At 48.8% G+C, this 24,345-nt stretch carries 19 protein-coding genes; 11 read left to right on the top strand and 8 right to left on the bottom strand.

Going from position 1 to position 24,345, the window contains the following annotated elements; translation table 11 throughout:
- Positions 1 to 104 precede the first annotated feature (104 nt).
- From RE428_RS13365 to RE428_RS13355, 4 genes are read left to right on the top strand one after another with little or no spacing between them, the layout of a single operon-like run.
- Positions 105 to 1,184: a glycosyltransferase family 4 protein gene (locus tag RE428_RS13365; RefSeq protein ID WP_004582524.1), complete on the top strand. Its 1,080-nt coding sequence runs from the start codon at positions 105 to 107 to the stop codon at positions 1,182 to 1,184.
- Between the two features lie 9 nt (positions 1,185 to 1,193).
- Positions 1,194 to 1,739 (top strand): arsenate reductase/protein-tyrosine-phosphatase family protein, encoded by a 546-nt coding sequence (locus RE428_RS24455; protein ID WP_004582523.1) that lies wholly within the window; start codon positions 1,194 to 1,196, stop codon positions 1,737 to 1,739.
- 3 nt (positions 1,740 to 1,742) lie between these two features.
- A complete protein-coding gene (locus tag RE428_RS13360) occupies positions 1,743 to 3,014 on the top strand; it encodes an O-antigen ligase family protein (protein WP_004582522.1) in 1,272 nt (423 codons plus the stop codon).
- The gene (locus RE428_RS13355) at positions 3,007 to 3,957 is read left to right on the top strand and encodes a glycosyltransferase family 2 protein (RefSeq protein WP_081614628.1); all 951 of its coding nucleotides are present in this window, start codon (positions 3,007 to 3,009) and stop codon (positions 3,955 to 3,957) included. The genes RE428_RS13360 and RE428_RS13355 overlap by 8 nt, the downstream gene beginning before the upstream one ends.
- On the opposite strand, the gene RE428_RS13350 is transcribed toward RE428_RS13355, so the two are convergent.
- Positions 3,940 to 4,785, bottom strand: a complete 846-nt coding sequence (locus tag RE428_RS13350; RefSeq protein WP_004582520.1) for a hypothetical protein — start codon at positions 4,783 to 4,785, stop codon at positions 3,940 to 3,942. The two genes, RE428_RS13355 and RE428_RS13350, sit on opposite strands and share 18 nt — an antisense overlap.
- A gap of 594 nt (positions 4,786 to 5,379) precedes the next feature.
- On the opposite strand from RE428_RS13350, the gene RE428_RS13345 reads away from it, so the two are divergent.
- From RE428_RS13345 to RE428_RS13335, 3 genes are all read left to right on the top strand, one after another.
- Positions 5,380 to 6,309, top strand: coding sequence for a glycosyltransferase family 2 protein (locus RE428_RS13345; protein WP_004582518.1), 930 nt, complete (start codon positions 5,380 to 5,382; stop codon positions 6,307 to 6,309).
- A complete protein-coding gene (locus RE428_RS13340) occupies positions 6,299 to 7,438 on the top strand; it encodes a glycosyltransferase family 4 protein (protein ID WP_004582517.1) in 1,140 nt (379 codons plus the stop codon). Before RE428_RS13345 ends, RE428_RS13340 begins: the two co-directional genes overlap by 11 nt.
- A 117-nt stretch (positions 7,439 to 7,555) precedes the next feature.
- Entirely contained in the window at positions 7,556 to 9,208 is a 1,653-nt protein-coding gene (locus RE428_RS13335) for an asparagine synthase-related protein (protein WP_004582516.1), read from the top strand.
- A gap of 215 nt (positions 9,209 to 9,423) precedes the next feature.
- On the opposite strand, the gene RE428_RS13330 is transcribed toward RE428_RS13335, so the two are convergent.
- The 5 genes from RE428_RS13330 to RE428_RS13310 form a co-directional block, all read right to left on the bottom strand.
- Entirely contained in the window at positions 9,424 to 10,500 is a 1,077-nt protein-coding gene (locus RE428_RS13330; RefSeq protein ID WP_004582515.1) for a polysaccharide pyruvyl transferase family protein, read from the bottom strand.
- 114 nt (positions 10,501 to 10,614) lie between these two features.
- Positions 10,615 to 11,418 (bottom strand): LPS glycosyltransferase, encoded by an 804-nt coding sequence (locus tag RE428_RS13325; protein WP_004582514.1) that lies wholly within the window; start codon positions 11,416 to 11,418, stop codon positions 10,615 to 10,617.
- A 106-nt stretch (positions 11,419 to 11,524) separates the two neighbouring features.
- Positions 11,525 to 13,342 (bottom strand): ABC transporter ATP-binding protein, encoded by a 1,818-nt coding sequence (locus RE428_RS13320; RefSeq protein WP_004582513.1) that lies wholly within the window; start codon positions 13,340 to 13,342, stop codon positions 11,525 to 11,527.
- A 19-nt stretch (positions 13,343 to 13,361) separates the two neighbouring features.
- On the bottom strand, positions 13,362 to 14,561 hold the full coding sequence (locus tag RE428_RS13315; RefSeq protein WP_004582512.1) for a glycosyltransferase family 4 protein: 1,200 nt from the start codon (positions 14,559 to 14,561) through the stop codon (positions 13,362 to 13,364).
- Positions 14,561 to 15,586, bottom strand: coding sequence for a polysaccharide deacetylase family protein (locus tag RE428_RS13310; RefSeq protein WP_004582511.1), 1,026 nt, complete (start codon positions 15,584 to 15,586; stop codon positions 14,561 to 14,563). The genes RE428_RS13315 and RE428_RS13310 overlap by 1 nt, the downstream gene beginning before the upstream one ends.
- Before the next feature lie 219 nt (positions 15,587 to 15,805).
- On the opposite strand from RE428_RS13310, the gene RE428_RS13305 reads away from it, so the two are divergent.
- From RE428_RS13305 to xrt, 4 genes are all read left to right on the top strand, one after another.
- Positions 15,806 to 16,933, top strand: coding sequence for a glycosyltransferase family 2 protein (locus RE428_RS13305; RefSeq protein ID WP_004582510.1), 1,128 nt, complete (start codon positions 15,806 to 15,808; stop codon positions 16,931 to 16,933).
- Between the two features lie 9 nt (positions 16,934 to 16,942).
- Positions 16,943 to 18,124, top strand: coding sequence for a DegT/DnrJ/EryC1/StrS family aminotransferase (locus RE428_RS13300; RefSeq protein WP_051079805.1), 1,182 nt, complete (start codon positions 16,943 to 16,945; stop codon positions 18,122 to 18,124).
- Complete coding sequence (locus RE428_RS13295; RefSeq protein WP_169334079.1) at positions 18,072 to 19,361, top strand: hypothetical protein; 1,290 nt, start codon at positions 18,072 to 18,074, stop codon at positions 19,359 to 19,361. The genes RE428_RS13300 and RE428_RS13295 overlap by 53 nt, the downstream gene beginning before the upstream one ends.
- Before the next feature lie 72 nt (positions 19,362 to 19,433).
- Positions 19,434 to 21,011 carry an exosortase gene (xrt, locus tag RE428_RS13290; protein ID WP_004582507.1) on the top strand — a complete coding sequence of 526 codons (1,578 nt, stop codon included), beginning with the start codon at positions 19,434 to 19,436 and terminating at the stop codon, positions 21,009 to 21,011.
- Here xrt and RE428_RS13285 read toward each other — a convergent pair.
- Positions 21,008 to 22,948, bottom strand: coding sequence for a PA14 domain-containing protein (locus RE428_RS13285; RefSeq protein ID WP_004582506.1), 1,941 nt, complete (start codon positions 22,946 to 22,948; stop codon positions 21,008 to 21,010). The genes xrt and RE428_RS13285 overlap by 4 nt on opposite strands.
- 531 nt (positions 22,949 to 23,479) lie before the next feature.
- Positions 23,480 to 24,151, bottom strand: coding sequence for a hypothetical protein (locus tag RE428_RS13280; RefSeq protein WP_004582505.1), 672 nt, complete (start codon positions 24,149 to 24,151; stop codon positions 23,480 to 23,482).
- Positions 24,152 to 24,345 lie beyond the last annotated feature (194 nt).

Genomic DNA, 24,345 nt, shown 5'->3' with positions numbered 1-24,345 from the left:
ACCAAATTGTCAGGTTGGCTAATATCAGGATGTTGGCCCGCCTTCAGGCGCTAGGTTAACATGGAAACAGCCGCCGTCGGATCAATGGAGTGACCCGTAGTCCCATGAAGCCCACCATTTTGCACGTTATTGATACCACTGGTCCGGGTGGTGCAGAGACTGTTTTCCTTGAGTTGGCCGAAGAGTGTACCAAGCGGGGCTATGGCAGCGTTGCCGTAATCCGCGGGCCGGGGTGGGTTGAGTCCCAGCTCCAGAAACGGTCGATCAAGTACTACGTCCGCGATTGCAAGGGCAGTCTCAATTTCAAATTTCTGTGGGAACTGGCCAAGATTGCCAGGCGCGAAAAGGTCACGCATATCCAGTCCCACCTACTTGGCTCCAACGTTTACGCCTCGCTGTTGGGTCTGCTCCTTCGAATACCGGTGACAGCTACGTTTCATGGCCATGTTGATATTTCTGAGAAGGAGCGTCTGCGTAACCTGAAACTTGGCATCATTCGAGCCGGCGCCAGGTATACGATCGCGGTGACGGAAGACCTGAGGCAAACTATTGCTCAATCGTCATCCAGTTGGTACCAGTTAAAGCCTATTGTAATACCGAATGGCGTCGATACCTCTCTTTTGGAGAAGCTACCGCTGCGCACGCCAGAAGCCGCGGAGACGCGGTTGGCTTTCGGGTGTCTTGGCAATGTCAGGCCAGCGAAGAATTATCGTTTAGCGGTAGACTTTATCGGGCACCTGAAGCTAAAAGGTGTCGATAGTCGTCTCGTTATCGCGGGTGATGACACCAAGCCCCAGGCTCTGGAGTTGAAGGAATACGTGAAATCGAAGGGACTGGCCGATAGGGTGGAGTTTCTGGGGTTCATCGACGATGTCCCAGGGTTCTTTTCATCGATCGATATATTTCTGATGACATCCAGCAGCGAGGGGCATCCGCTCGCCCTCACACAAGCATTGGCCGCTGGGAAGCCCGTGCTTTCAACGAAAAACGGCGTTGAGAAAATCATTCCGGAGCCTCTGATATTCCTCTCCGGCGAGCATTCACCTGAAGCGCTTTCGGAGGCGGGCAACCGGCTACAGGAGGCTGATCGTCTGCCCGAACTGTTAACCCAGGCAAGGGCATTCGTAAGGGAGAACTATAGCTTGGATGCCATGTTCACCCGTTACATCGAGCTTTACGGGTAGGTTTGCTGTATGTTTCGAGAATTTATTCAGAACAATTATGGTAGCAGGAAAGGCCTGTTGTACTACCAGTTCGACGGGTTACTTCAGAAGTTGGGCCTTTATCGGCAGCGCCTCCCTTCGGACATCGGTCGGGTGGTTTTCGTCTGTCATGGCAATATCTGTAGAAGTGCGCTTGCCGAGGCTATATTCAAGCAACACTGTGATTTGGATGCGACTTCATTGGGGCTGGATACCACTTCGGGCAAGCCCGCGAACCCCAGGTTAATGAAAGTGGCTAAGAAAAAGGCCAATATTGACCTTTCGGCTCATCGAACAACCAGCTTGAAGGACTACGAGTGCCGGCCTACGGATCTGTTCGTTTGTATGGAAATACGGCACATTCGAAAGCTACGAAAGCTGGGTTACACGAACCCGTGTGTGCTATTGGGTTCATTCGGTGACAGCCGCCTTTGGAGGATAAACGATCCTTACTCGGCAAACGATCTCTTCATGGAAAGAACGGTAGACAATATTATTTATCATTCGACTAAACTGGCCGAGAATTTTAAGAGATAATTTGTGATTTCTATTGTAAAAAAGGATTTGACATCCTTCAGGCAACATCTTCGCAAGCAGGACATGGGGTTCTATCTAGGCCTTTTTTTCATTGTTTTGTATTACCTCCGGCCGCAGTATATTTTTTCTGAACTGCTTATTATTCCCTGGCTTCAGTTAACGATAGTTGGCGGTCTGCTAGTCTTGTTCTCTCAAGGAAAGATTAACTTTAATAAAGAGCATTTCCTCGTATTGCTTCTAGGCCTTTTAGCTTTGGCATCCGCCTTCACATCAACATATCCACAAATCTCTTTTAAAAATATTTCGACGCCTTTTATCTTCTTTGCTGAAGTTCTGTTTCTGTCGAACTGCGCCAGGACTCTGAACCAACTGAAGCTGTTGCTTTTGGTCCTTTTCCTTTGCGTATTCAAGATGTCTTTTTTTGGCGCCAGGGTGTGGGCAAGTCGAGGTTTCGGGTTTGCTGAATGGGGTATACAGGGCCCACCCGGTTTTTTTCAGAACAGTGGCGAGTATACCTTGCTCATGGCTATCATCGCGGTTATGTCTATCCCTGTCATTGCGGCGTTCAAACCTCAAACCAAATTGTATTGGATTTTGCCGGTTACGGCTGTAATGGCTGCAATTGGCGCGAGCTCACGTGGTGGACAGTTAGCACTCCTCGTGGGTCTGGTATATCTTCTGTTAGCATTCAAGAAGCTTAAACCGAAGAACCTTATCTATATATTAATAGTAGTAGGGGTTATATGGGCACTCTTTCCAGAAAAGCAATTGGATCGTTTTCGGACAGCAGGGGACGACAAAACATCTACGACTAGATTGGAGTACTGGTCTGCCGGGTTGGACATGATGCTAGAAAATCCGTTCCTTGGTGTAGGTTATGAGACGTTTCCCGTGTACTATGATAGATATTATAAGGTGCATGATGGTTCATTCCTCTCGCGTCGGAAAGAAGTCGCACATAACTCACTTGTGGAGGTCGGCGCTACCATAGGTTTTCCCGCATTAATTACTTATTTACTTATGCACTTAGCTGTTTTTCGGAAGGAAAAGCGGCCTAGAAAATTTGGTAAGAAGTCAGTTGTTCAAGATGATTTTGTATTAATGACAGAAATTGCCCTCAAGGCAAGCATCATCACGTATTTTGTTGGGGCGATGTTTATGTCAGTCGCGTTTTACCCTTATATCTATCATCTTTTGGCAATCTCAATAATTGTTAAAAGACTAGTTAGAGAGGGTGGTCAGCCCAATATTATTAGTGGTCCGAAGCATGGATAGATTTGTGCCAAACCGTTTTCAAGTAATTGTACCGTTTTTTGAGGACCACGATACTCTGCCGGATCTTATCGAGAGTCTTGTGCTGGTTGGTGTGGAGCCAGCTAGTATATCAGTGGTGCTATCGGGCCCTAGGCGAAACATATTTGAGATTCGGGATAGATATAAAATTGAATTAATCTGTTCGGATGGACCTCTAACTCCCTCCCAAGCCCGAAATCTGGGCGGGAAAAGAGCGACAGCTGACTATATCGCTTTTCTCGATGCCGACACGGTAGTTACTGAGTCGTGGGCCGACGCTCTAAATGAGGTGGCATCTCAAAGTGCAGTCCTCTTAACTGGTGATACCTGTCATATTTCTCGCGATCCAAGTTGGATTGAGAAATCTTGGTTCTCCCAAATCGAGAAGCTAAAAAGCTCCTATATAAATGGCGCGAACATAATAGTTAAGCGTAGTTTTTTCCTCGAACTGAATGGCTTTGATGAAGATCTAGAAACAGGAGAAGACTACGATTTCTCTATTCGTGCCAGCAAACTTGGCGTCGAGCCGAAACTAGATGATCGATTCTTCGTCTATCACGAGGGTTATCCAAAAACAGCAAAAGAATTTTACAGACGTGAGAAATGGCATGCGACTGGTGATTTGGGAAGTTTTTCCGCATTTTTCAAAAGTAAAGTTATGTGGGCTAGTACGTTATATATTTTCTGCCTCTTTGTGCTGATTGCCGCTGCTCTAACTTTCCAGCCAGAGTACTTTCTGATAGCCATTTTAATAATGTTTTTTATTAGCATATCGCTTACTTTGTATAAATTTGGCTGGAATAAGGCTGTGCTAACTAATTCGGTTATTATGAATATCTATTTAGGCGGGCGCGGAATGGCTTTAGCTAAAAAGTTACTAAAACCATCCACGTTTTTCAGGAAGCCTTCACTCAATCCGAAGTGATTCAATCGTTCCGGGAGGGCTTCTACCGTCTAGGAGGTTTCTGACTAGAGGGTGTCCAAATGTATCAAGGTTACTTGGTTTTTCATTGGTAATGGTTATTTCGTCAACATATAGGGACTGCGTTTTTGGTGCTCCGCCATTCCAATAAGTAAAGAGCAACGCTCGGTCAGAGAAGTCAGTAGGCTCCCTAAGAGTCTTTCTACCTGTGATATGCTTGAGGAGTACTCCGTTTTTCCAAATTCTAACTTCAGCCTGCCCGCCGGCATCCACGGGAACATTATCAAGCGTTGCTTCCATTTGATAGCTTTCCCAGCGCCCCTTCACAATTAAATCTTCGGGGTTGCCTATGTTTTGCCAAACTTGTTCACCTTCATAGATCCACTTAAACGCGTTAGGGTCATTTTTTTTATCAATTAAAAAATCGAGATAGCCGTGATTTTTATTTTCCTTTGATTTAGTTTGTATTCTCATGAACTTCAACCGGCCGCCCTCTCCATAGGAATAGTGGTCAAAGCTTTCTGGTACATAAACGTGAACCTGGTACCAGACTGTATCTCCTTTCGTCAATTTTTCCGGAAATATAAACTCGCCGCCCCAGCCACCATATCCAGTGCTCCCGTCTTCGATTGTTAACTTTGCAGCGTGACCTTTTAGTGCGTGCTCATCCGTGTAAACACTGTTACCTCCTGCTCCGTGAAACCCGTCCCCGCCACGATCGGCTTTACTGCCAAGTGGCCCGCTATCAAAGTCTGCGGAAATGGTCCAGCTGTGGGCCGGCTGGGCCATCAGGAAGGTGGCAGCTAAAATGGGTAATGCGAAAAGTCTCATGAGGCCTCCATCAAAAGGGCTAATCGTCTCATTATGAGTGTAGGCGATTTCTCTGGACGAGCACGCCGACGCGTTCTATTAAGAGAAAAGCCATTTTCTGGTGTATTTGTGTCGAGTCGATACTCTGTAAAGCTTGTTCTATGAGCCATAATCAACCAAGGGTTTTCGTATCAAACGACTGGAGTAAATTTTGCTTCCCTTTGACTGTTTTCCTTGCCGACCAGCTAGCTGGCGTCTGGTGTGACGACCGGCGGCTTGAGCGCGAAGCGGCCAAAAGGCTAAACGTCGAAGCGCTCAGTTTCGAGTTAAAGCTTTATGACATCTTTGTAACTTCGACGCTAAGTATTGGCTCACACTACGTAAATATGGTTCACTTGGAGCTAATAACTAAAAGAAATAAAGAGGTCTTCATGTATGACGAATCGCTCTTTGGTGGATCATATAACATCCTAGATGTTCTACAAAATTACGAGCTATAGCAAGACAGCAGCAGATGTATTTATGTATAGTACTGTCAGTTAGCGTATCCCAAGTATTACTTCTTCACTTCGGTACGTAATTTCATCTTTGAGACCAAGCAAACGAATAAGTTGTATGCCAAAGCATCCGTTTTTTTCTGTAGTCATACCCACATATAACCGTCAGGAAATGGTAGTTGATGCGGTTCAATCCGTTCTAGCTCAATCTTTTGCTGACTATGAGGTTATTGTAGTCGATGATGGGTCCAAAGATGATACTGAACGCGCGCTTTCCGCTTATCTGGACCGTATAAAATATGTCCGGCAGACAAATGCAGGTGTCGCGACAGCTCGGAATAGGGGTGTAGTGGAGTCCAGTGGTGAGTATGTCTGTTATCTTGACAGCGATGATACGTGGCCGCCCAACAAACTGGAGATTTATAAAGAGGCGATCGACGCTCATGATTCGATGCCGTTTTTGTTTTCCGACTTCCGGAAACATAACATGCGGTCGGATGAGCGGTACGAAAAGTCTAACTCCGATATGTTCCCTTACATCTTTGAATTATCCGAGCCGACCCACAGTGGCGCATTCCGTTTATCGGGCGAAGACAAATTGGAGCTCTTGCTTACAGGGTATCCTCTTTATCCATCTACCTTTGCTGTTAGACGTGATGTGCATGATAATTTTCGCTGGGATCCCGGTATATTAAAGTCGGAAGATTTTAATTTCGTGCTTAGGTTGTCAAAGAATTATGACATGCTTTATATCGATAAAGATCTAGCGACGGTAAGGGTTCACGATTCAAATAAGTCCGCCGACTTCCTCCTGAAAGACAAGACGAATCTCGCAACCATGAGATTGTATCGCGACCTCTATGCCAAGGGGCGTACCAGAAGTCTTTGCAACTACTACATATCCCGCCGGCAATTTCTAGATGGTAGGGGCTATATGGCAAAGGGGCTCGTAGGAAAAGGCATGGTTCTCATGGCCACCTCCCTGGCATATAAGGAGAACTGGGGGCGTTTGATGCTTAAGGTTTGGAGTAAGCTCGGTGGGCGGTGATCAATTGAACAAAAAGGGGATATTGGCTGTCGGTAATTTCGATTCCAACGAAGGGTACGCCTGGCGTTTGATGGAGCGATTCTGGTGCGACCTTTCTCAATATGGAATGAGCAAGAATTACCAGACTTATATTTGCTTTCCGACGGTTTCTGTTATTCCGCAGTGCCTGAAGGACGCAAATTGTCTAGTGGATGCCGTAGACTTCACCTCTTCGAGCTTTGAGGCTGTTAGAAGGCAGCTTCAATATATAAAGAAGAATGCCATTCGGGTTTTATATTTAACGGACTTCACGACTTATTCATGGCGCTATCTACTGTTTCGGCTTGCTGGCGTGAAAACCATAATCGTCCACGATCATACCCCTGGCGTGCGCAGTTTACCTGGCCGAAGCAAGGCAATGATGAAGCGTTTCCTGAATCGCGCCCCGCTTATATCCTGCTCAGCGGGTTTAGCCGTTAGCCCATACGTGGCGGAAAGGCTGGTTTCTGTAAATGGGTTGCCCGAGGAAAAAGTCTTTTGCGTAACGAATGGTATAGATCTGACTGAAGATGACGGTCGCGAAGTTCGAGCTGGAAAGGGTGGCAGTCTAGTCCGCATCGTGACAGTTGGGCGAGTTTGCCACTATAAGGGTATAGATTTCGCTATCGAAGTGATGAACGTTCTTGTAAGCAAATATTCCTTGAGTGGCTTTGAATACCTCATTATTGGCGACGGGCCTGATCGGGCCGAATTTGCTGAGAAGGTTAAACAATTGGGTCTGGAAGGAAAAGTGCGTTTTGTTGGGAACGTTGACAACGTTTCGGAGCGTCTTCTTGACTGTGATATCGCGTTTCATCCTTCTCGAGGAGAGGCGATGTCCTTGGCGATACTGGAGTACATGCGAGCCAGTCTTCCCGTCGTCGCTTCGGACAATCCTTCTGTCAGCTCAGCATTGAAACACCGCGAGTACGCTATGATCTACCCGGCCGAAGATATTGAACGTGCTGCCTCTACTATCAAACACTTAGTGGAAAACTCAGCAATGCGGGAACAATTAGGTCGAACGGCTCATCGTAAGGTCGTGGAGAATTTCTCTAGCGAAGTTATGTTGAGTAAGTTTAGAGACACTATATCAACCATAGTGGATTAAGCCGGGTTATATAGGGCTTCAACTGAATTGTGAGCGGTCTGGAGGCGCCGGAGCCCCTTAATTTTTTGTAAGGGGACAAGGTTAAGAGTCCTTATTAATTTGGTTCTTGGGGGGCGAATGTTTATCAAGCTAGTGATAGATACAGAAAAGTGCTTCAGCAGTGTGGAAGAACTAACCTTTACTTCTCCTCAAAGTTTCATTTCTTCTGATAAACAGGAAGTTCTACTATTTAATCGACTACCCACTGGGCTGGACGAAGAAGATTTTCGTATAGCGACTTCGAGCAACAACTTCGATTTCGTTTGGTCTGCGGAAAAGGATTTTGTTGCTTTTCATGTAAAATTGGTGAGTGGGAAGCCTATAATAACAACGATAACTGATCGATACGGTAGCTGGCGCGTCTATCATAAGCTGGATTCAGTTGCCTATGTTGTCACCACATATTGGAAGGATGTGGTGTCAAACGATTTCTCTTTTAGTGCCGCAGGACTGAGTGATCTCATTTCCAGCCGACTGCTATATGATGATCACATAGTCTTCGGAGGCGTTCGCGTCAATCCTTTACACCACTTCAGTCACTACAATGGTTCTTTATCCTTTGGCGAAATTTTTCCTCCATCCGTTAAGTTGCCGAAATTTCAAAGTGATCAAGAGACTATTGACTCTATAGAAAACTCTATAAAAAGCTCCCTGGAAAAGGTAAAAAGCCAGCAGGGAAGTTGCGCGGTATTGCTGAGTGGTGGCACCGATTCTTTTATTCTTGCAGCTTTGGCTCAGCAAATATTTGATAAAGTCGTTGCTTATACGCCTACTTGGGAGGACGACTTTAATCCCGAGTTGGAACGGGCCGAGATATTCGCAAAACATCTCGGACTTGAGCATCGGATTGTAACGCTTACCGTAGATGAGATCGGAATTGCGTATACTCAGCTTGTTCAAGCGATGGGAGTACCTATTAGAAACTTTAGCTCTGTACCTCTTTTTGCGTTGCTTGGCTATATAGGCGAGGAAGTGGTGTTGTATGGCGAGTTTGCTGACACCTTGTTCGGTAGCAAGCCGTTCAAGGGTAGGCTGCTGGATCTTAAATACCAAAAGTTGTTAGGCCCTTTTGGCTTCGTTCCGAAAATACAGAGGGTATTAAATCATCTAAGCGCAAGCGAGAATCTTTATTCTATAACCTGGCTTCACGGTATTTCCGAAAAGGATTTTGAGCATGCTGCGACAGTCCTCTTCGGTGACGAGGAAAAGCTCCCAGGTCCGTTTTTGCAAAGTAGTGGCACTGTAGAAGCCTGGAAGGATATGAATTTGCGAACGAGCTGTAGACAGCACATGGTTGAAATAGAGTTCGCTGCGGCCTTCTATGACAAGGTGGTCGCCACGCCCTTTTATAGCCTTGAGCTTATTCAGTTGTCCCGCCGGTTGACTGATGAACAGCTCTTTGGTCGAAAAGGTTTGAGTGTTATCAAGAATTTTAAGCAGGACTACTCATTAGAAGTTAAGCCGCTTCTGAAGGAGCTTGCTAGTCGCTATATCGACCGGCAACATATTTACCGGAGTAAACTGGGTTTTCCCACACCTCACGTCAAGTGGATACTGGCGTTATTTAAAGATGATTTGAAGGAGCTTGAAGTACAAGGCGTAATCGATTCGATCGATCCTAAATACATAAAAAGCCGCTACGAGTGGGTGTGGACCCAGCTTAACTTGTATCACATCTCTCAGATTGTGGAACAAGCTGCGAAGGAAGACGAACTATTAGTGTCAGCTTAGGAATGCTTCAAAAGCAATAAGTATGGCGGGCTGTGATTTTGGTTCCTGGCCAGATCTGGACCGGGCGCAACTGTTCAGAATAGAAATTCGCCTAGGGGAATTGTCTCCACAAAAAAGGGCTCCTTTCTGTAGAGCCCTCGACTGCCTGGCAAGTACATATTCTTCGGTAAGTTTTCTTTTTAGCCTCCGTGCCGGCCTTATTACTAAAGATAAAGCTATGTTGGCCTCGACTGAATACAGGCTTCCGGCTTTTTAAGATTGGTTAGGATGTTTTCAATATAGGTTTGCGTTTGCGATCTTAGTCCAATGAGCTTCTTGTAGTTTTGTTCTTGTATTTGCTCCCTGTCGGCGAGCAGATTCCTTAGTTGTCTCTCGATAACCTCTGCCTCTTGTTCTGCGTATATTAAATGACGATCGAAACCAAAAGTCGTGAACAAGTCGATTATTTTGTGATGTTTTTCTGACACGAGGGCTATAGGGAACAGGCCTTCAGACATGGCGGGTAGTAGCACGTGAAGCCGGTTACTAACGGCTATTCCGTCATTTAGGAAAAAACGTGCGTAATCAAGGTCATCAGGGCGGTCTGTTCGATAACTAACGTTCTCCAATTCGAGATCACCGGCTAGCTGGCGATTGAAAGGTCCGTCTTCGTCGACATTGGAAAAAAAAGAGGCGGACGTTCCCTCTGCTACAAAGTATTCAGTAACGACTTTAATCGCTTTTGCAAGTATGTCTTTGTAGGCAGAGCTATAATTGTCATCTGGCGTTTCATCTCGAAAGCTCAAAGCGACGTGGCTCTGGTTTATTTTGGGGGGCTTGGCAGGCTGCAAGAAAGCCATATCTGGACAGAGCGATACGGTGTTTACGTGCTTGCTTAGCAACGACTTGCTTCGGTTATCCCTCACTCCAATCGAGCTAAAGCGCTTATAGTGGTTAGCATCAAATTCTTGGCCAATCGATATGCCGGTAATATGGATAGGACATTGAAATAATCGAAGAAACATCAACACAAACCGATCTTGTAATCGGCTCCCAAATGTTTCCTTTACGGGCATTTTGGGAAGAAAACGTGCGCCGGGTGGGTGGAAGAAAAACGAACGCTCGCCCATCAGCCGACGTTTTGCAATTTTAAGCAGCGCTTGTCTCAAGCGTAGCGCCGACTTTGCGTATGGGAGCTTCTCCTCGCCCAGAATGTAAAGCTCCTGATGTTTTGCTAGCTCCTCGCAGAGGCATGAGAAAATCAGTCTGTCGCCCAGATTATCGTGACGTCCATTAAACTTGGCGACTATCATGTTTCTGGTCTTCCTCGATTAGGTTGTGTTGATTGTCGTGTGAGTAAAAAGCACATATAGCAGAACTTCCCAAGGAGAAGTCCGAGAAAATCACTGGTTTGGCTCGCTTTCAAGCTAGGAGTTCAGTTTGGAAAATAAGTACTTGACGAATGCCAAATTCGACCTGTCGGCTACCCAGCGGTAGGTTGGGAAACTTCTGGATGTCGATAGGAGAAACGGGCTTTTCATGATCTGGCTGTCGAGTTCGATCTGCCTAATGCGCTCACCATAGCGATGGCCGCTTGGGCCGGCATAGTGAATAAAATAGCTGTCGAACCGGGTGTGAGTCTTTGTGATAACCCGTGTGTGGTTGAATCGATGGCCGAGATCCTCAACCTCCATGCCGAGCTTGTTGGCTCTGTGATTCAGGAACGGTTGATCGTTAAGAAGATTCTCGTGCTCTTTGCGAAATTCCCCTGTGGCCCATTCCTTTAGGCCTTCAGCTTCAGGGTTCACCAGTTCTTTGGTTTCCTGGTCCAGGACCATCATCCCCGAGTTGAAATAACAGTTCTTCCAATCTACTTTTCCCAACACTTCCTGGGTGACCACCCGATCTCGTTTACTCTTTGAGAAAAGCTCTTCATTACAGGCACCGATTTTTCCTTTTGGAGTAAGCTCGAATACGGACGGAGAGTCCGGTGCCACGACGATATCGGTATCGACAAACGCGACCGACTCATAAGTGTCGAGGAGCCGGTATAACTGAAATTTTTCGTACGCCGCCTTGCCTAGCGCTTCAGCGAATTCAGGCTTGTCGATGACTACGAAGTCCGCATCGCAACGCTCTGCGTACCGCTTGATCAGCGGGTGTGTGTGTTTGGCCATTTCCCAGAATTTGTCGCCAAATGTGATGGTCGCAACTGCCTTTGTCTTGCTCATATATTCTGTCTCGATTTGCAATATCTCAAAGTTCGTCTAGACGAATGCACTGGTAATCTGTTCACGCTTCGATGTTCGCCGTGTGGAGCACAAAAGCAGGAGCACGTTATCCGACGTCACTGGCTTCTTCTGATGCGCTGATTTCCATCATTTTTTTGAAATCGCCATCGGTGGCGATCAGATTGTCGTAGCTATCGACCGCCGTCAGGGAGCCAGATCTCATGTGGACGATGGTGTCGGACATCTGAATTGCCGTGGGGCGGTGAGAGATAATAAGAACGATGAGATCCTTTTTGATCGAATCCAGTGTCTTCATCAGCTTATATTCGGATTCAATGTCCAGCGCGCTCGTGGGCTCGTCAAGTACCAGAACATCTGTCTGTTTATAGAGGGCCCGAGCTATGCCAATGCGCTGTCGCTGCCCCCCGCTAAGAAGTTTCCCATCCTGGCCCAGGTTGGTATGGATTCCCTTTGGTAGCGTTTCAACAAATTCCCATGCGTTTGCCATGGTCAGCGCATGATGCACCCTGTCCATATCAATCTCATGGTCGGGGACGCCGAAGGCGACGTTCTTTGCTACCGTATCTTCCAGTATGAAAATATTCTGGGCAACATACCCCAATCGCTTCCTGAACTGAGCAATATTGTCAGCCGTGACAGTGGTGTCATTAACATATAACGCTCCGGAATCGAGCCTGATCAGTCCCAGGATGATATCTGCCAGCGTTGACTTGCCGGACCCGGACTGACCCACCAAAGAATAAATTTGTCCTTTTTGCAACGCTAGTGTGACATTGTCAATGGCAACCTGATCCGACCCAGGATAGGAAAAATTGGCGTCTTCGAGTGTTACTCTATCGATTTTGATGCTGGACACAGGTGCCGGAGCTATATCTTCGTTGCCAGAAACGTTTACGTTGTTTCTAATTAACGCTGCCACCGATCCGTGACCGCTCAAGCTGGAAATCGATTTATATATCTGCTGCATGGTCGGCAGAAGCTTATAACCTGCAAGGGCATATATACTTAGAATTGGTACAACAGATTTGATGCTGTCTTGCGTCATTAGTAATACAACAGCAAGGAGTAGGATGGCTCCAAACGATATGGATTCGATTATGAACTTTGGCAGTTCTCCAGACAGTCCGATAAATGCTTGAGAGCGAAGGCCCTTGACGTTAATCGAATTAAATTCTGTTATGTACTTGTTCTCAATCGAGTCCAGTTTGACATCTTTTATTCCGATAAAAGACTCCGAAAGGATGCTCTGAACCCTATTGTTCCTCTCGGAAACGACTGCACCATGCCTGGCTAGCTTTTTTCGCAAATAAACATAGGTCGCAAGATATGATCCACCGATCACCGTTGCAGAAATAATGGCAAGAAGCGGGTCCAGAATCAATAAGCCGATAAGTATTAAAGCCGCGACAAACAATTGGCTCGTCAAAAGCAGGAATGGCTTGAATAACATATAGACAAAGCGTGGTATTTGTTGGGATATCACGGCGATTTTTCGGTTATAGTTCTCCGTCTTATGCCGTAAATAATCCAGATGAAGGAAGTTCCTGTAAGCATTCTGCTGCAGCTGGCTCCCCAGCATGATCGAGAATTTGTAGGAAATCCAGATCGTATAACCGGCTACCAGGTTGGAAAGCAGGATGAGCACGAGAGAGCCTGCGGCGGCAAAAAACATGAACTGTATATCGTTCTCAAAGCCCAGCGCTTCGTAAACATACGAGAGAGCGGCGTTTTCGTGAATGATTTCAGGGTCAGATAGTATGGAGATGAAAGGGCCTATGCTGGCTATCCCAACGACCTGAAAAAAGGCAGAGCCGAAGAAGATGAGTTGAAGACCGATATATTTTCTCTTGGTTTCCTTGTCCAGCGTCGCCAGTATATTTTTTATAACGTTTAAAATGTACATATGTAAATCTTTGCCGATGTCAGATTGAGTCGGAGTTTGTGCTATTCTCGATGGGCGTTAGTTGTACTTTTTCTCGAGAGGATAGACGTTCATAGAGCTCTTGATACTTGCGAATATTTTGGTTCGCTGAGAATTCCCTTTCCACGTATTGCCTTGCTTTGGCCGAGATAGCTGACAGAAACTCTTCGTCACTGATTAGTCCGGCTATCGCCGATGCGTAGCCCGTCGGGCTGTGGTCGGTAACCAAAATACCGCATGCCCCGCCATCCAGAACTTCGGGTATGCCACCTGTATTGTGAGCGACCACAGGGATACCGATGGAAACCGCTTCAAGCAATGACATAGGTAAACCCTCGTGGTCAGAGGGCATCAAAAGCACGTCGGCCCCGGTTAGTTCCTGCGGGACATTGCTCACGAACCCCTTGAATTCAATGGCATCAGGCGCCTTTAGAGCCGCGTATTCCTTCATTGAAGAAAGCAGGGGGCCATCGCCGTAAATTACGCCGATTACATCAATTTCATGGGTTTGTCGCAGAAGGGCAATCGTATCTATAAACAGATCGATCCGCTTGACGGGTACCGCTCGGCCAATCATCGCTATACGGCACGCTGGCGTGCGATCGCTGGAGCCCGGCGTTTTAGGGCTGGGGATTCTAGAGCCTGCGCTGGCAGAACTTTCCAGGTCAATAAAGTTGCTGATCCGGACGGTCTTGCGAGGGTATTTCCCCGAAAGCGAAGCCTCCAGCTGTCGCGATACGGCAACAATCGCATCTTGCCCGAAGCGGGCGATACAGTCGTCGAGGATCTGTGTCAGCTTCTTGGCAGGCTGCTTCCATGACAGGGTTGTTTCGGGGTTCCCGTGCGCGGTTCGCAGGGACCTCGGTACGCGAGCCAAATGCTGTGCGAGGGTGCCTAGAACATTTTCCTTGAACCCGTGGGTATGCACGATATCGGTATTCTGCTTTTTCAGATGATCACTAATCGTCAGGATCTGGCGCCAAGGTGACAGCGTCGCTTCGTTGGCTACAGTGACTTCGATCCCTAGCCCCTGGAGCTTGTCGTAGAGTATCCCCGGATTGAACACGACGGCGGTGGGAATGACTTCGCGGTTTGCGCGCAGTCCGGATATCAGCTGATAGACCTGGGCTTCTGCACCAGCCCACAAATCGCCGGAAATGATGTGAGTGACAACTGTTTGCTTTTCGCGAATGCCGGGCACTAGGCGGGTCTCCCCATTGTCGCCAGGAAGGTCAGCGCGTTGCCGCCATTGCCATCATGGAAATTGAAGCGTCGGAGACCGTAAGGCTGGGCAGGAGAGTGGTTCCAACCGCGTGCTGTGGTGCAGGCTGCCCTGTAGTGTTCCTTGACCAACTCTTCCCCTTTTTGCGAGATGTCGCCGTTCGGATAGCAGAAAACGGGCAAGGTATTCAGTCCCTTTGCTTTCAGGTCTTCTTGGCAAACAACGATTTCCCGCCTGAGCTGTTCGGAATCGCTCAGCCGATTGAGCCGGTAATGGTGTTGCGTATGGGCACCATAGGTCACCAGACCGGATGCCTGCATTTCCTGCATTTCCTGATCATTCAACAGGTGGCGTGATCGGGGGAGCTCGGCTAATGCGGGGATGGCTTCACGGGCTTCCTGGAGGGGGCCTTCGATTTGTTCGTCGGTAAAGGACTTGAGTCGGGCGATCACCGCATCGGCCTGCTCGATGGAAAGTGCGCTCTGGCGTTTATAACCGCACGCGTCCACTTCTTTCGATAACCAGGTAAGCGCGGGGTGCTCGAGCAGGTCAGCGTGATTGACCAGCAGGTTTAGCACCTGCTCGGGCCAGAATTGCCAATCGGTGTTGATGCGGCGGGACACAAGAAAAATGGTCGCCGGCACAGCATGCTGCTTGAGAATGGGATAGGCATGCTGATAGTTGTCCTGCCAGCCGTCGTCGAAGGTGACCGCGACAGCAAGGCGCGGAAGGTCCGCGCCTTGCTGTGCTTTATCGAGCCATTGATCCAGGGCCACGAAAGTAGCACCAAGAGATTTCATCAATGTGAGATGCCGATTTAGGGAATCCGGCGAAATAACCATCCCAGGCTGTTCGATCTTGCGTGCCGGATCGTTCTCGGGCAGTACGCGATGATAGGTCAGGATGACCAGGCTCGGTGAGCGGGTAAACTTGAATCTCGCCAGTGAGGCCGCAGCACAAAGCGAGTTGACAGCCAGCTTTGCTGCTTGCCGAATAGGGTCCACGCGAAAAAATCCTCCATGATCGCTTGGCGCCACCTTAAATTGGATGCGCTTTCAATCGCAAGATGATTTTGCCATTGCCGGGGATGAGTGTCATCCGTTACTCACATTTATGGGCGACCTTATGTCAATGTAACTATGGTTTGTTGTGGTAAGCTCTTGTCACGAAAATGACGAACAGGCGCATTGGTCGCTTTTAGCTAGTCACTCACGGAAGGTAACATGCTGCAGACACTATTCTGGATTTCGGCTTTTGGATCGGTTTACAGTTATTTTCTCTACCCACTGCTTTTAATGTGCGTTCCCGCCAAGAGAACCCTGAAGACCGAGAGCAACCCGCAGCAACCTTCCGTCTCCCTTATCGTTACCGCTCACAACGAAGCTCACCGTATCCGGGAAAAGATTGAGAATACCCTGGCCATCGACTATCCGGGTATCGAGTTGATTGTTGCGTCCGATTGCTCAAGCGACGCCACCGACGACATCGTTAAAGAATACGCGGACAAAGGTATCCTGCTATCCCGTACCGAAGAAAGATTGGGCAAGGAAAATGCCCAGAAGCAGGCTATTGCCAAGGCGAGCGGCGACATATTGGTCTTTTCCGATGTGGCTACACACATTCCTTCTGATGCTATCGGCGTATTGGTAGGCTACTTCAATAATCCGAAGGTGGGCGCCCTGTCCAGCGAGGATGTCTTTGTTAGCCGCGACGGTGGTGTGGTGGGCGAGGGCGCCTACGTCAAATATGAGATGTGGTTGCGCAAGCTCGAATCGCTACGCGGTGGGCTGGTGGGGCTGAGCGGCTCCTTTTTCGCAGCGCGCCGTTCACTTTGCCAGAAGTGGGATATTCACTCCCCGAGCGATTTCAATACCGCCTTGAACTGTGCGTCCGAAGGCTATGTCGCCGTTACTGCGCCTGATGTTAAAGGGCACTATCACGATGTCGCCGACCCTTCCAAGGAATACCAGCGTAAGTTGCGCACGGTTATTCGTGGCCTGACCGCACTTGCGCGTCATCCCGAAGTACTTAATCCGTTCAGCCATGGAATGTTCGCCTTCCAGGTATTCAGCCACAAAGTCATGCGCTGGTTGGTACCCTGGTTCCTGTTGGTCCTGTTTATCTCCAGCGTGATGCTGCTTCCTCGTGGTGGTATTTATACTCTGGCCTTCCTGGCGCAGCTTGTTTTCTATGGCGTGGTTATCGCCGCCCATTTCTCGCCCGCGTTCAGGACGAAGGGGGTCGCCAAAATCCCGTACTTTTTTGTTCAAGTTAACTACGCCATCGCCCATGCGACCCTGCAGTTCCTTTCAGGTCGTCGCATGACCGTATGGTCGCCGTCACAACGCTAGGATTCCCGAATGCAGATCAGTATGTTGCGACCTGTTGGTAGCCGTGTTCCGAATCCGGTTAGTGGTGCGCCCTCGGAAAGCTTGTCATGGGATGAGCGGTACCATACTGAATTCGTGGATAGTGGAACCTCGGCATTGTCGTTGGCGATCGCACTTTCAATTGCCGCTAACGACCTAGGGGAAACACCAGAAGTAATTTTACCTGCCTATGGCTGTCCCGATTTAGTTTCTGCCGTACTGTTCCAGGGCGCCAAACCGGTCTTGGTAGATCTTGGGAATAGCAGTCCGTGCTTATCCCTTGGCGCTTTGAAACAGGCGCTGACGGATAATACAGTTGCGGTTATCGCCGTTGACTTGCTCGGGTTTCACGAGAACCTAGAGGGTATAAAAGCCGTTCTTGATGGCACCGGAGTATGGTTAATCGAGGATTCGGCGCAGGCTTTTCCGCCAAGCTCGTCGGGCTCAGGGATAGCGGACTGTATTGTCCTGAGCTTCGGGCGCGGTAAGCCTATTAATCTAATGGGGGGTGGGGCGCTACTGATTCGGCGTGATCGCACCCAGTCGGCGAAAGCGATTCTTCAGTCGCTACCCAAGAGAAGAATTTCGACAGGTGCGACTTGGAGGTCAAAACGCTTCATATTCAATCTATTACTTTCGAGACTGTTCTACGGCCTCTTGGCGAGAATTCCTTTTCTTGGCTTCGGCAAGACCGAGTTTGTGCCTTTAGGCTCGATAACTTCGCTGGAAATTCCGCCAGTGCTGATAAGGGCGGGGGTGTCGAGTTATCACAAGCGCGCTTACTTTGCTGGGCTCTACTTGGAGAGTCTAGCCTTTCTTGAAGACCATGGCTGGTCAGGTCCTCGAGAATTGACAAAAGCGTGTGTGGAGTGCTCGGATTCGGACCCATTACCTCGTCTTCTGCGGTTTCCTTTGCTTGCGCCCTCTGTCGAGATTCGAGACCAGGCGGTGTTCGAGCTACAGCAAGCTGGAATCTGCGCCAATTCGCTGTATGGTGCCCCCTTGCCGGGTATTCGCGGATTGCAGTCCTTTTTTGGGCGGTATGCAAGCGATTTTCCAAACGCCAGAGCCTTCTCCAGGCATTTGATTTTGCTTCCGCTGCATGAGGATGTTCGCAGGCATGATATTGAGCATGCGGCTAAAATTCTTAAGAGTATTTCAGCGCCAAATTGACAGTTCAAAGAAAATGAATTCTGACTTTAGAATAAAAGAGTTTATGTTGAACCCAGCAAAGTCGGTTAATCAAATTGAGGTTTGTGGTCCTCTTGTAAAGATCAAGGGGAGTGAGCTTGTTGTAGAGTTCAAGGTGAGTAGCAATGTGCTCCCAGATAAACTTTACTTCGCTGTTGACGAAAAGTATAAGGACTTTATCGATAACAGCCTTAATGCAGCTCTTGTTGCTCTTCTGATACCGGCCATGCGTATTGGCGCCGACCTTTACCTGACCGGTGATATCTCTGAAAAACTTTATCTGTCATCTCACTTGAAGTTGCAGCATCTGGTCAAAAAAGTTCTAGGTTATGAGCCGGTACAGATCAGACATTCGGGAAACCTTTTGAATGAGGCTCCGGTGGCAAGACGCAGCGCAACTGGCTTTTCCGGTGGTGTTGATTCTTACTCGATTCTGCATGACTATTTTTTTCAGCCGATAAATCGCGGGGCAACTATTGATATTTTGGTATTCAACAATGTTGGTGCTAATGGAACTACAGCCGAAAGCACTCTGTTTGAGCGAAGAAAGGCACAAGCTGAAGTCGCTGCTGATACTATTGGTTTGCCATTGATGGTAATCAATTCGAACATGGACGATTTTTACGCGCTGTATAGTGACTTGCACTTCTTTAAAACGCATACCTTCAGGAATTCCGCTGCAGCTCACCTTATTAGCAGAGGGGTTTCAGAATACAAGTATGCAGCGGCCTGCGGCTATAGTGACGTGAAAGTGGCAACTGCCGAAACGATTGGTTACATCGACCCTATTACCCTGTCTTTATTGAGTTCCGAGAAATTGGATCTTCAGTCCGAGGGCGCTCAGTATACCCGTTCGGAGAAAATCGGACAGATTGCGAGTAATCCCATTGTGCAGGAGAACCTTCATGTTTGTGTAGATCATGATGCGAGTGGAAATTGCTCCGTTTGCCAGAAATGTGTACGAACGCTGTTGGTTATCGAGTTGCTTGGCTATCTGAATGATTTTCGGAAAAGTTTCAATATAGATAGATATCTTTCTGTTCGGAACGAGCGCGCTGTAAAGTTTATGGTGGATAATGACTCGTTCAGTGAAGATATTCAAAGCATGATGAGGCAGCATGATCTTAAGCTTGGCAAATGGAATACCGCTGAGGTCGTCGGCAAGCGCACTTGGCGACGCATAAAAACAGGAATCAAAGGCATGGTTGGAAAGGGTTGATTCTGTCCTTAGCGGTGATAGAAGTGCTTAGGACATAGTTAAATTTCCACTCGCTAGTAGGTAGAAATAGTCGTGAATCCAGATGTCCGTAACGCTGATAGGTTTTATCCTCTCTGTTTTTTAGCTGCGTTCGTATTTTTCACCTGGCCCACGCTCGAGGGCCTTGCCGCCCGCTGGGTTAAATGGGATGAGACATTCTCCCATGGCTTTCTGCTTCTGGGCCTGAGTACGCTCCTGACGATCAAGACCTGGTGGCGCCTACGGCCGCGGGTTGGCTTCTACTGGATATGGCTTGTGCCGTTTGTCGCAGCAGCGTTGCTGCATTTGGCGGGCAGTGTCCTGATGATAGAGACGTTCCAGCAGTTAGCCTTTGTACCTATTCTGCTGGGCGGGTTGGTGCTCATGTGGGGGTGGCGCCAAATCGTTCCATTCATTATCCCCGTCGGGATCCTGGTCTTTGCGTTGCCGATTTGGGAGTACGCCGCATGGCCCCTGCAGGTCATCACCGTTAAGATCAATGAACTGATGCTCTCACCGTTGAACATCGATTTCGTGGTCGAGGGCGTTTTCGTGTATTTCCCGGGGGTTGGTGCCTTCGAGATTGCGCATGGATGTTCCGGTCTTCGCTACCTGTTGGTCGGGATGACCCTCTGCTTCCTTTACGGTGAGCTGAACCTGGACCTTTGGCGGTCTCGCCTGCTATTGCTTGTCGTGGGGATCGGTTTGGCGTTGGCGGCAAACTGGATTCGCGTATTCGTCATCATCCATCAGGGCTACGAAACGAACATGGAGTCGCCCTTGGTTAAGGATCATGACACCTTCGGCTGGTGGGTTTTTGCAGCAACCCTCATACCACTCTTTTTCTTTGCCCGCCACCTTGAGCGGAAAGAACGCGGGGCGGTCGCAAATGGCGATTCAGGAGCCGCGACGTCTCAGCGCCAGGTTAAGGGCAGACCTCTACCAGGCATGATCGCTTCGATTCTACCGTTAGTGGTGATTGGCGCGTTGACATGGTACAGCGCGCCCAAGATGCAAGCATCTACCCAGACCTCGACGCTGAGCCATGACTTTTCGGCCGTGGACGCCGCAAGCTGGCTGCCGGTCTTTCAAAAGCAGCTTTCGGGGTGGCAGCCGGAGATGGAGCGGCCTGATCGGGTTCTGGAGCGAACATACGTTGAAAGGGGGTCGATTGCTGATGATGGTGGCGCCAGAAAGCGGTTGTTTGTCGGGCTCTACAGCTATGACTTCCAACGTCCGGGGCGGGAGGTCGTCCAATATCACAATCGACTGTTCTCTAATGAGCTCCTGATCCCTGAAAGTACCTTCAAGATCGACGTTGGTAACGATATTGAACTGGGTGGGCTTTCCCTCCGTTACCGGCAATCGGACGAGCGCATTGTCCTTGCGTATGGGTACTATGTTGAAGGTCATTGGGAGGCCACGGAATTGCAGGCTAAGCTGGCGCAGCTGCCAGGAATATTTAACGCCAGGAGCGATGCGTCACTTATGGTTATCGGCCTGTCTTGCAAGGATTGCGAGGCGAAGGATGTTATTTCGACAATGGCCTCCAAAATACAGACCGAGGTCGAACCCTATCTGGACTCGCTATACGATAAGGTTCGACCCTCAAGAGAGTCAGGGAAACTCTAATCTACAGTTTTTGATACCACTTCGGAGGGCGGGCTCGAAAGCCCGTCGGTATCGACGACCTCGACCGTGAAATACCAGGTTCCTATACCCAGATTCTCAAACGTATAGGACGCTGTATCCCCGGGGACAGTGACGGAGAGATCCAGGAATTCCGGTGCCTGGCCATAATTTATTTCGTAGTGATCGATTTCGCCGAGGGAAAGGGCGCTTCCATCCTGGCGGGTCAAAGGTGCCGTCCAGGAGAGCGTAGCTTCACCAGAAATTACGATATCCTCGACCGGACTTTGAGGCGCTGCAGGGGACGTCGAATTCAGAGTCCATGGATTAAGCTGGTTCTGATAGGCCTCGAGGTTAGTGACGCCGCTGGCATTGGACACATTACTTGCATCCTTCTGCCACGGGTTTAGGCCATAACGCATTTCCCACGTATCGGGGATGCCGTCATTGTCCGAATCCTGAGCGCCGTCGACTGCAGGGTCGGGGGCCTGGAATACTTCCGTCGTGGGTAGTGCCTCGCCAGTAGAGAGGGCTGTGACGTTGAGCTGGGCGGTCGCTCCTCCACCACGCTCATAGTATTCCATAACAACCGGCACGCTTTCGCCTGCTTCTAACGCGACTGAATGACTGAAGGACGTCGGGCCATGGTCTCTCCAATCTTCGATAACTAACTGACCATCGATATACAGTCTTACGCCGTCATCCGTCCTGACAGTGAATCGATACTGTTCCGAACCCGCAGTATGAGGTGCCGTGAAGTTGCCACTCCAGCGAATGCTGAAGTTGTCTGCCGGTAACTCGGGCGCTGGCTGCCTGGTCCATTGGAAATTGACGTTACCGTCGACCCGAGTTGTGATGAACTGGTTGAAGTTGCGACCCTCGTAGTATTGCCCAACCAGCCCGTCGACCGAAGCCTCTGGAACATCTTGAGGGTCGTCGATGTCCGTGTCAGCCCTATATTCCTGAAGGTTCGAGTAGCCATCTCCGTCCATGTCGAGCAAGGCGTCGCTATCGTCCAGTGGGTCCAGACCATAGGCATACTCGTACCCGTCTGGTATGCCATCGTTATCGGTATCCTTGCTCTGAGGAGACGTGCCGATCAGGAACTCATCTGCTGCAGGGAGGAGATCGTCGTCCTGGTCCGAGAGCGCATCATCGGGGTTGCTCGGATCAAGGCCATAAACGACCTCCCAGTTGTCGTAAAGCCCGTCGTTATCATTGTCGAGTGGGGGAAACGAGGCGTCGTAGGGGAGCCCCTGCTGGCCATCAAGGAAGCCTATCCTGTAACCCATCGAATAGGCCCGGTTCGTGCCCATTTCGTCGGAGATAACGGGTTCGGCCCAGGTTGCAAGGTATTCGCTGGTAATAACCTGGCGACGTATACCCGGACCTTCCCATGCTACGCTGAAATGATCGGCGCGGGCCCCTTCCTTGAACCTGAGTTCGAAATAGTACCGTTCACCGGCCGTTAGCGACTGTATGGGAGAGGCCTGCGAACTGTACTTTTCGTACTGGCGTTGGCTTGTGAAGCCTGTTACCGATGCAATTTGAATGGCGCCTTTTGGGGCGGCCGTATCACTCAGGTAAAATTGGGATTGATCGTCGCTGCTTACGAAGAACTGATAGTCCCCGCTGACCTGAGGAACGATGAAGCCGCGAATCAACGCGCCATATTCATCGCCTCTGTCTTCCAGTACTTCAAGCTTATTAATCTCCACAACCTGATCGGGATCGTCAGGATAGCTTTCGAGTGACGTCAAGGCGTCAACACTGCTACCACTGACATTGTTGAAGTAGTAGACCTGAACTTTTCCAGGTTGGCTCGTCTCAGGTAATGCTGCAGTGGGGGGGAGTGTCCCTACATCCCTATATTGCCAACTTTGGCAACCAGTAATCAGGATAATGGCACTACCCAGCCCTAACGTTCTTCCAATTAACATAGGGTCACCTTAAAGGTTGGTAGATGGTCCTGCCTTACTCAGTATTGTTGCCGTCGAGGGATGTTGCGAACTGGCGCTTGTAACGATTAGATATCTTCGGAGTTTTTTTATTCGGACTGGCTATAATTCTGTACTGTATACAACGTATTTATGTATAGGGTGTAGCAGTACCCATATCCAAAATTTAGATCATGGGCTGCGTGAATCACTTTTACTTAGGCCATCTTTGTGACTAGGATTTATTTTGAAGGTCAAGTATGGAGCTGTTCATTTTAAAGTTTTAGAGAAACTATGTGAGGAACGAGTTGTTCGAAAGGGTTTTTGGTGTTTGCAGATAGAAATAAAGTCGCTTGGATCTTTATTTGATGTCTGTTTTATTTAATAGCTGATTATTTTTTGATTTCATTATTACTACACGGTTGAACAGATGGCAGCGTGTTATTAGGTTTTACAGTATACGGCGCAGTGACTAGGCGGGCGCCAAATACAGCCTCTAGTAGTATTTGGCACCTTTGAACAAAATCACATTTTTTAGGCGATTCTTACGAAGCGACCACGCTTTCGTTTGGCCCCTCTCGATAACAAGAGTAGGCCTGTGGAAAGTAATAGAAGCGGAGAGGGACCGGGTACCGGCTGAGGGACCACGCTGAGATCGGTAATTACTCCCAATAGTCCTTGCATAGTGCGTGTCTCATCTATCTCAACCACCTCTAAGGCTGAGAAGAAGTGGCCACCGATGAAGTTCGCAATAGGGAAGTGCGCAGGACCGTCGAGAAAAGGCTCGTTATCGAAATCAAACGAGATGTTGCACACATCAGGGAGATTGGCCTGCTCAAAGCCGCCCAGCGGCAGTTCGTCGGAATAGGAGAATCTGCTGTTGTAGAAGTCCAGGTAATGGAAGGCGCCGCTTTCGCCATGATACGTTAGACCCAGCGTCGAGAAGGTCCAGGAAAAGACCTGACCGTACCCGCTACCTCCCGCACCATCGCGCCATGCGTCTGGGTCAAAGACTATGTTGCCCGTCATAGCAGTGTTGCCGTTGGTGACGACCTTGCCGTCGTTCCTTACTAACGGCGACGACGGGTCGGTATCGATACCATTGATTCTGACGGCAGTCGCGTATCCTGAGAAGGAGTAGGTTATGGGGGTGCTCCAGCAAATGGTGCTGGCTAGCAGTGCCAGTATGGCAGCAAGTATGCGCATTACGGTTGTTCCCTCAGACCGGTAGTTAAACTTATTCTCTTAAGCAGCTGCCGTGCCATCCCTGTGCTGTCAACGACTTGGCTGCGATTGAGTTGCTCGGCTGTAAATAAATTCGACGTTAATCGCTTTTTTTCGAACAGGTGAAGATGGGTATTAGGGGAGGGGCGCTGAACGAAACCAGCGCCCCTTTCTAT

Source organism: Marinobacter nanhaiticus D15-8W (assembly GCF_036511935.1).
In the GTDB taxonomy this organism is placed as follows: domain Bacteria; phylum Pseudomonadota; class Gammaproteobacteria; order Pseudomonadales; family Oleiphilaceae; genus Marinobacter_A; species Marinobacter_A nanhaiticus.
Note: the sequence above shows the minus strand (reverse complement) of the source record. Positions and strands in the feature narration are given on the sequence as shown.

Bases quoted from the DNA above. Each gene is read 5' to 3' on its own strand.
- RE428_RS13365 (WP_004582524.1), top strand. From the start codon at position 105: ATGAAGCCCACCATTTTGCACGTTATTGATACCACTGGTCCGGGTGGT.
- RE428_RS24455 (WP_004582523.1), top strand. From the start codon at position 1,194: ATGTTTCGAGAATTTATTCAGAACAATTATGGTAGCAGGAAAGGCCTG.
- RE428_RS13355 (WP_081614628.1), top strand. From the start codon at position 3,007: ATGGATAGATTTGTGCCAAACCGTTTTCAAGTAATTGTACCGTTTTTT.
- RE428_RS13350 (WP_004582520.1), bottom strand. From the start codon at position 4,785: ATGAGACTTTTCGCATTACCCATTTTAGCTGCCACCTTCCTGATGGCC.
- RE428_RS13345 (WP_004582518.1), top strand. From the start codon at position 5,380: ATGCCAAAGCATCCGTTTTTTTCTGTAGTCATACCCACATATAACCGT.
- RE428_RS13335 (WP_004582516.1), top strand. From the start codon at position 7,556: ATGTTTATCAAGCTAGTGATAGATACAGAAAAGTGCTTCAGCAGTGTG.
- RE428_RS13330 (WP_004582515.1), bottom strand. From the start codon at position 10,500: ATGATAGTCGCCAAGTTTAATGGACGTCACGATAATCTGGGCGACAGA.
- RE428_RS13325 (WP_004582514.1), bottom strand. From the start codon at position 11,418: ATGAGCAAGACAAAGGCAGTTGCGACCATCACATTTGGCGACAAATTC.
- RE428_RS13320 (WP_004582513.1), bottom strand. From the start codon at position 13,342: ATGTACATTTTAAACGTTATAAAAAATATACTGGCGACGCTGGACAAG.
- RE428_RS13305 (WP_004582510.1), top strand. From the start codon at position 15,806: ATGCTGCAGACACTATTCTGGATTTCGGCTTTTGGATCGGTTTACAGT.
- RE428_RS13300 (WP_051079805.1), top strand. From the start codon at position 16,943: ATGCAGATCAGTATGTTGCGACCTGTTGGTAGCCGTGTTCCGAATCCG.
- RE428_RS13295 (WP_169334079.1), top strand. From the start codon at position 18,072: ATGATATTGAGCATGCGGCTAAAATTCTTAAGAGTATTTCAGCGCCAA.
- RE428_RS13285 (WP_004582506.1), bottom strand. From the start codon at position 22,948: ATGTTAATTGGAAGAACGTTAGGGCTGGGTAGTGCCATTATCCTGATT.
- RE428_RS13280 (WP_004582505.1), bottom strand. From the start codon at position 24,151: ATGCGCATACTTGCTGCCATACTGGCACTGCTAGCCAGCACCATTTGC.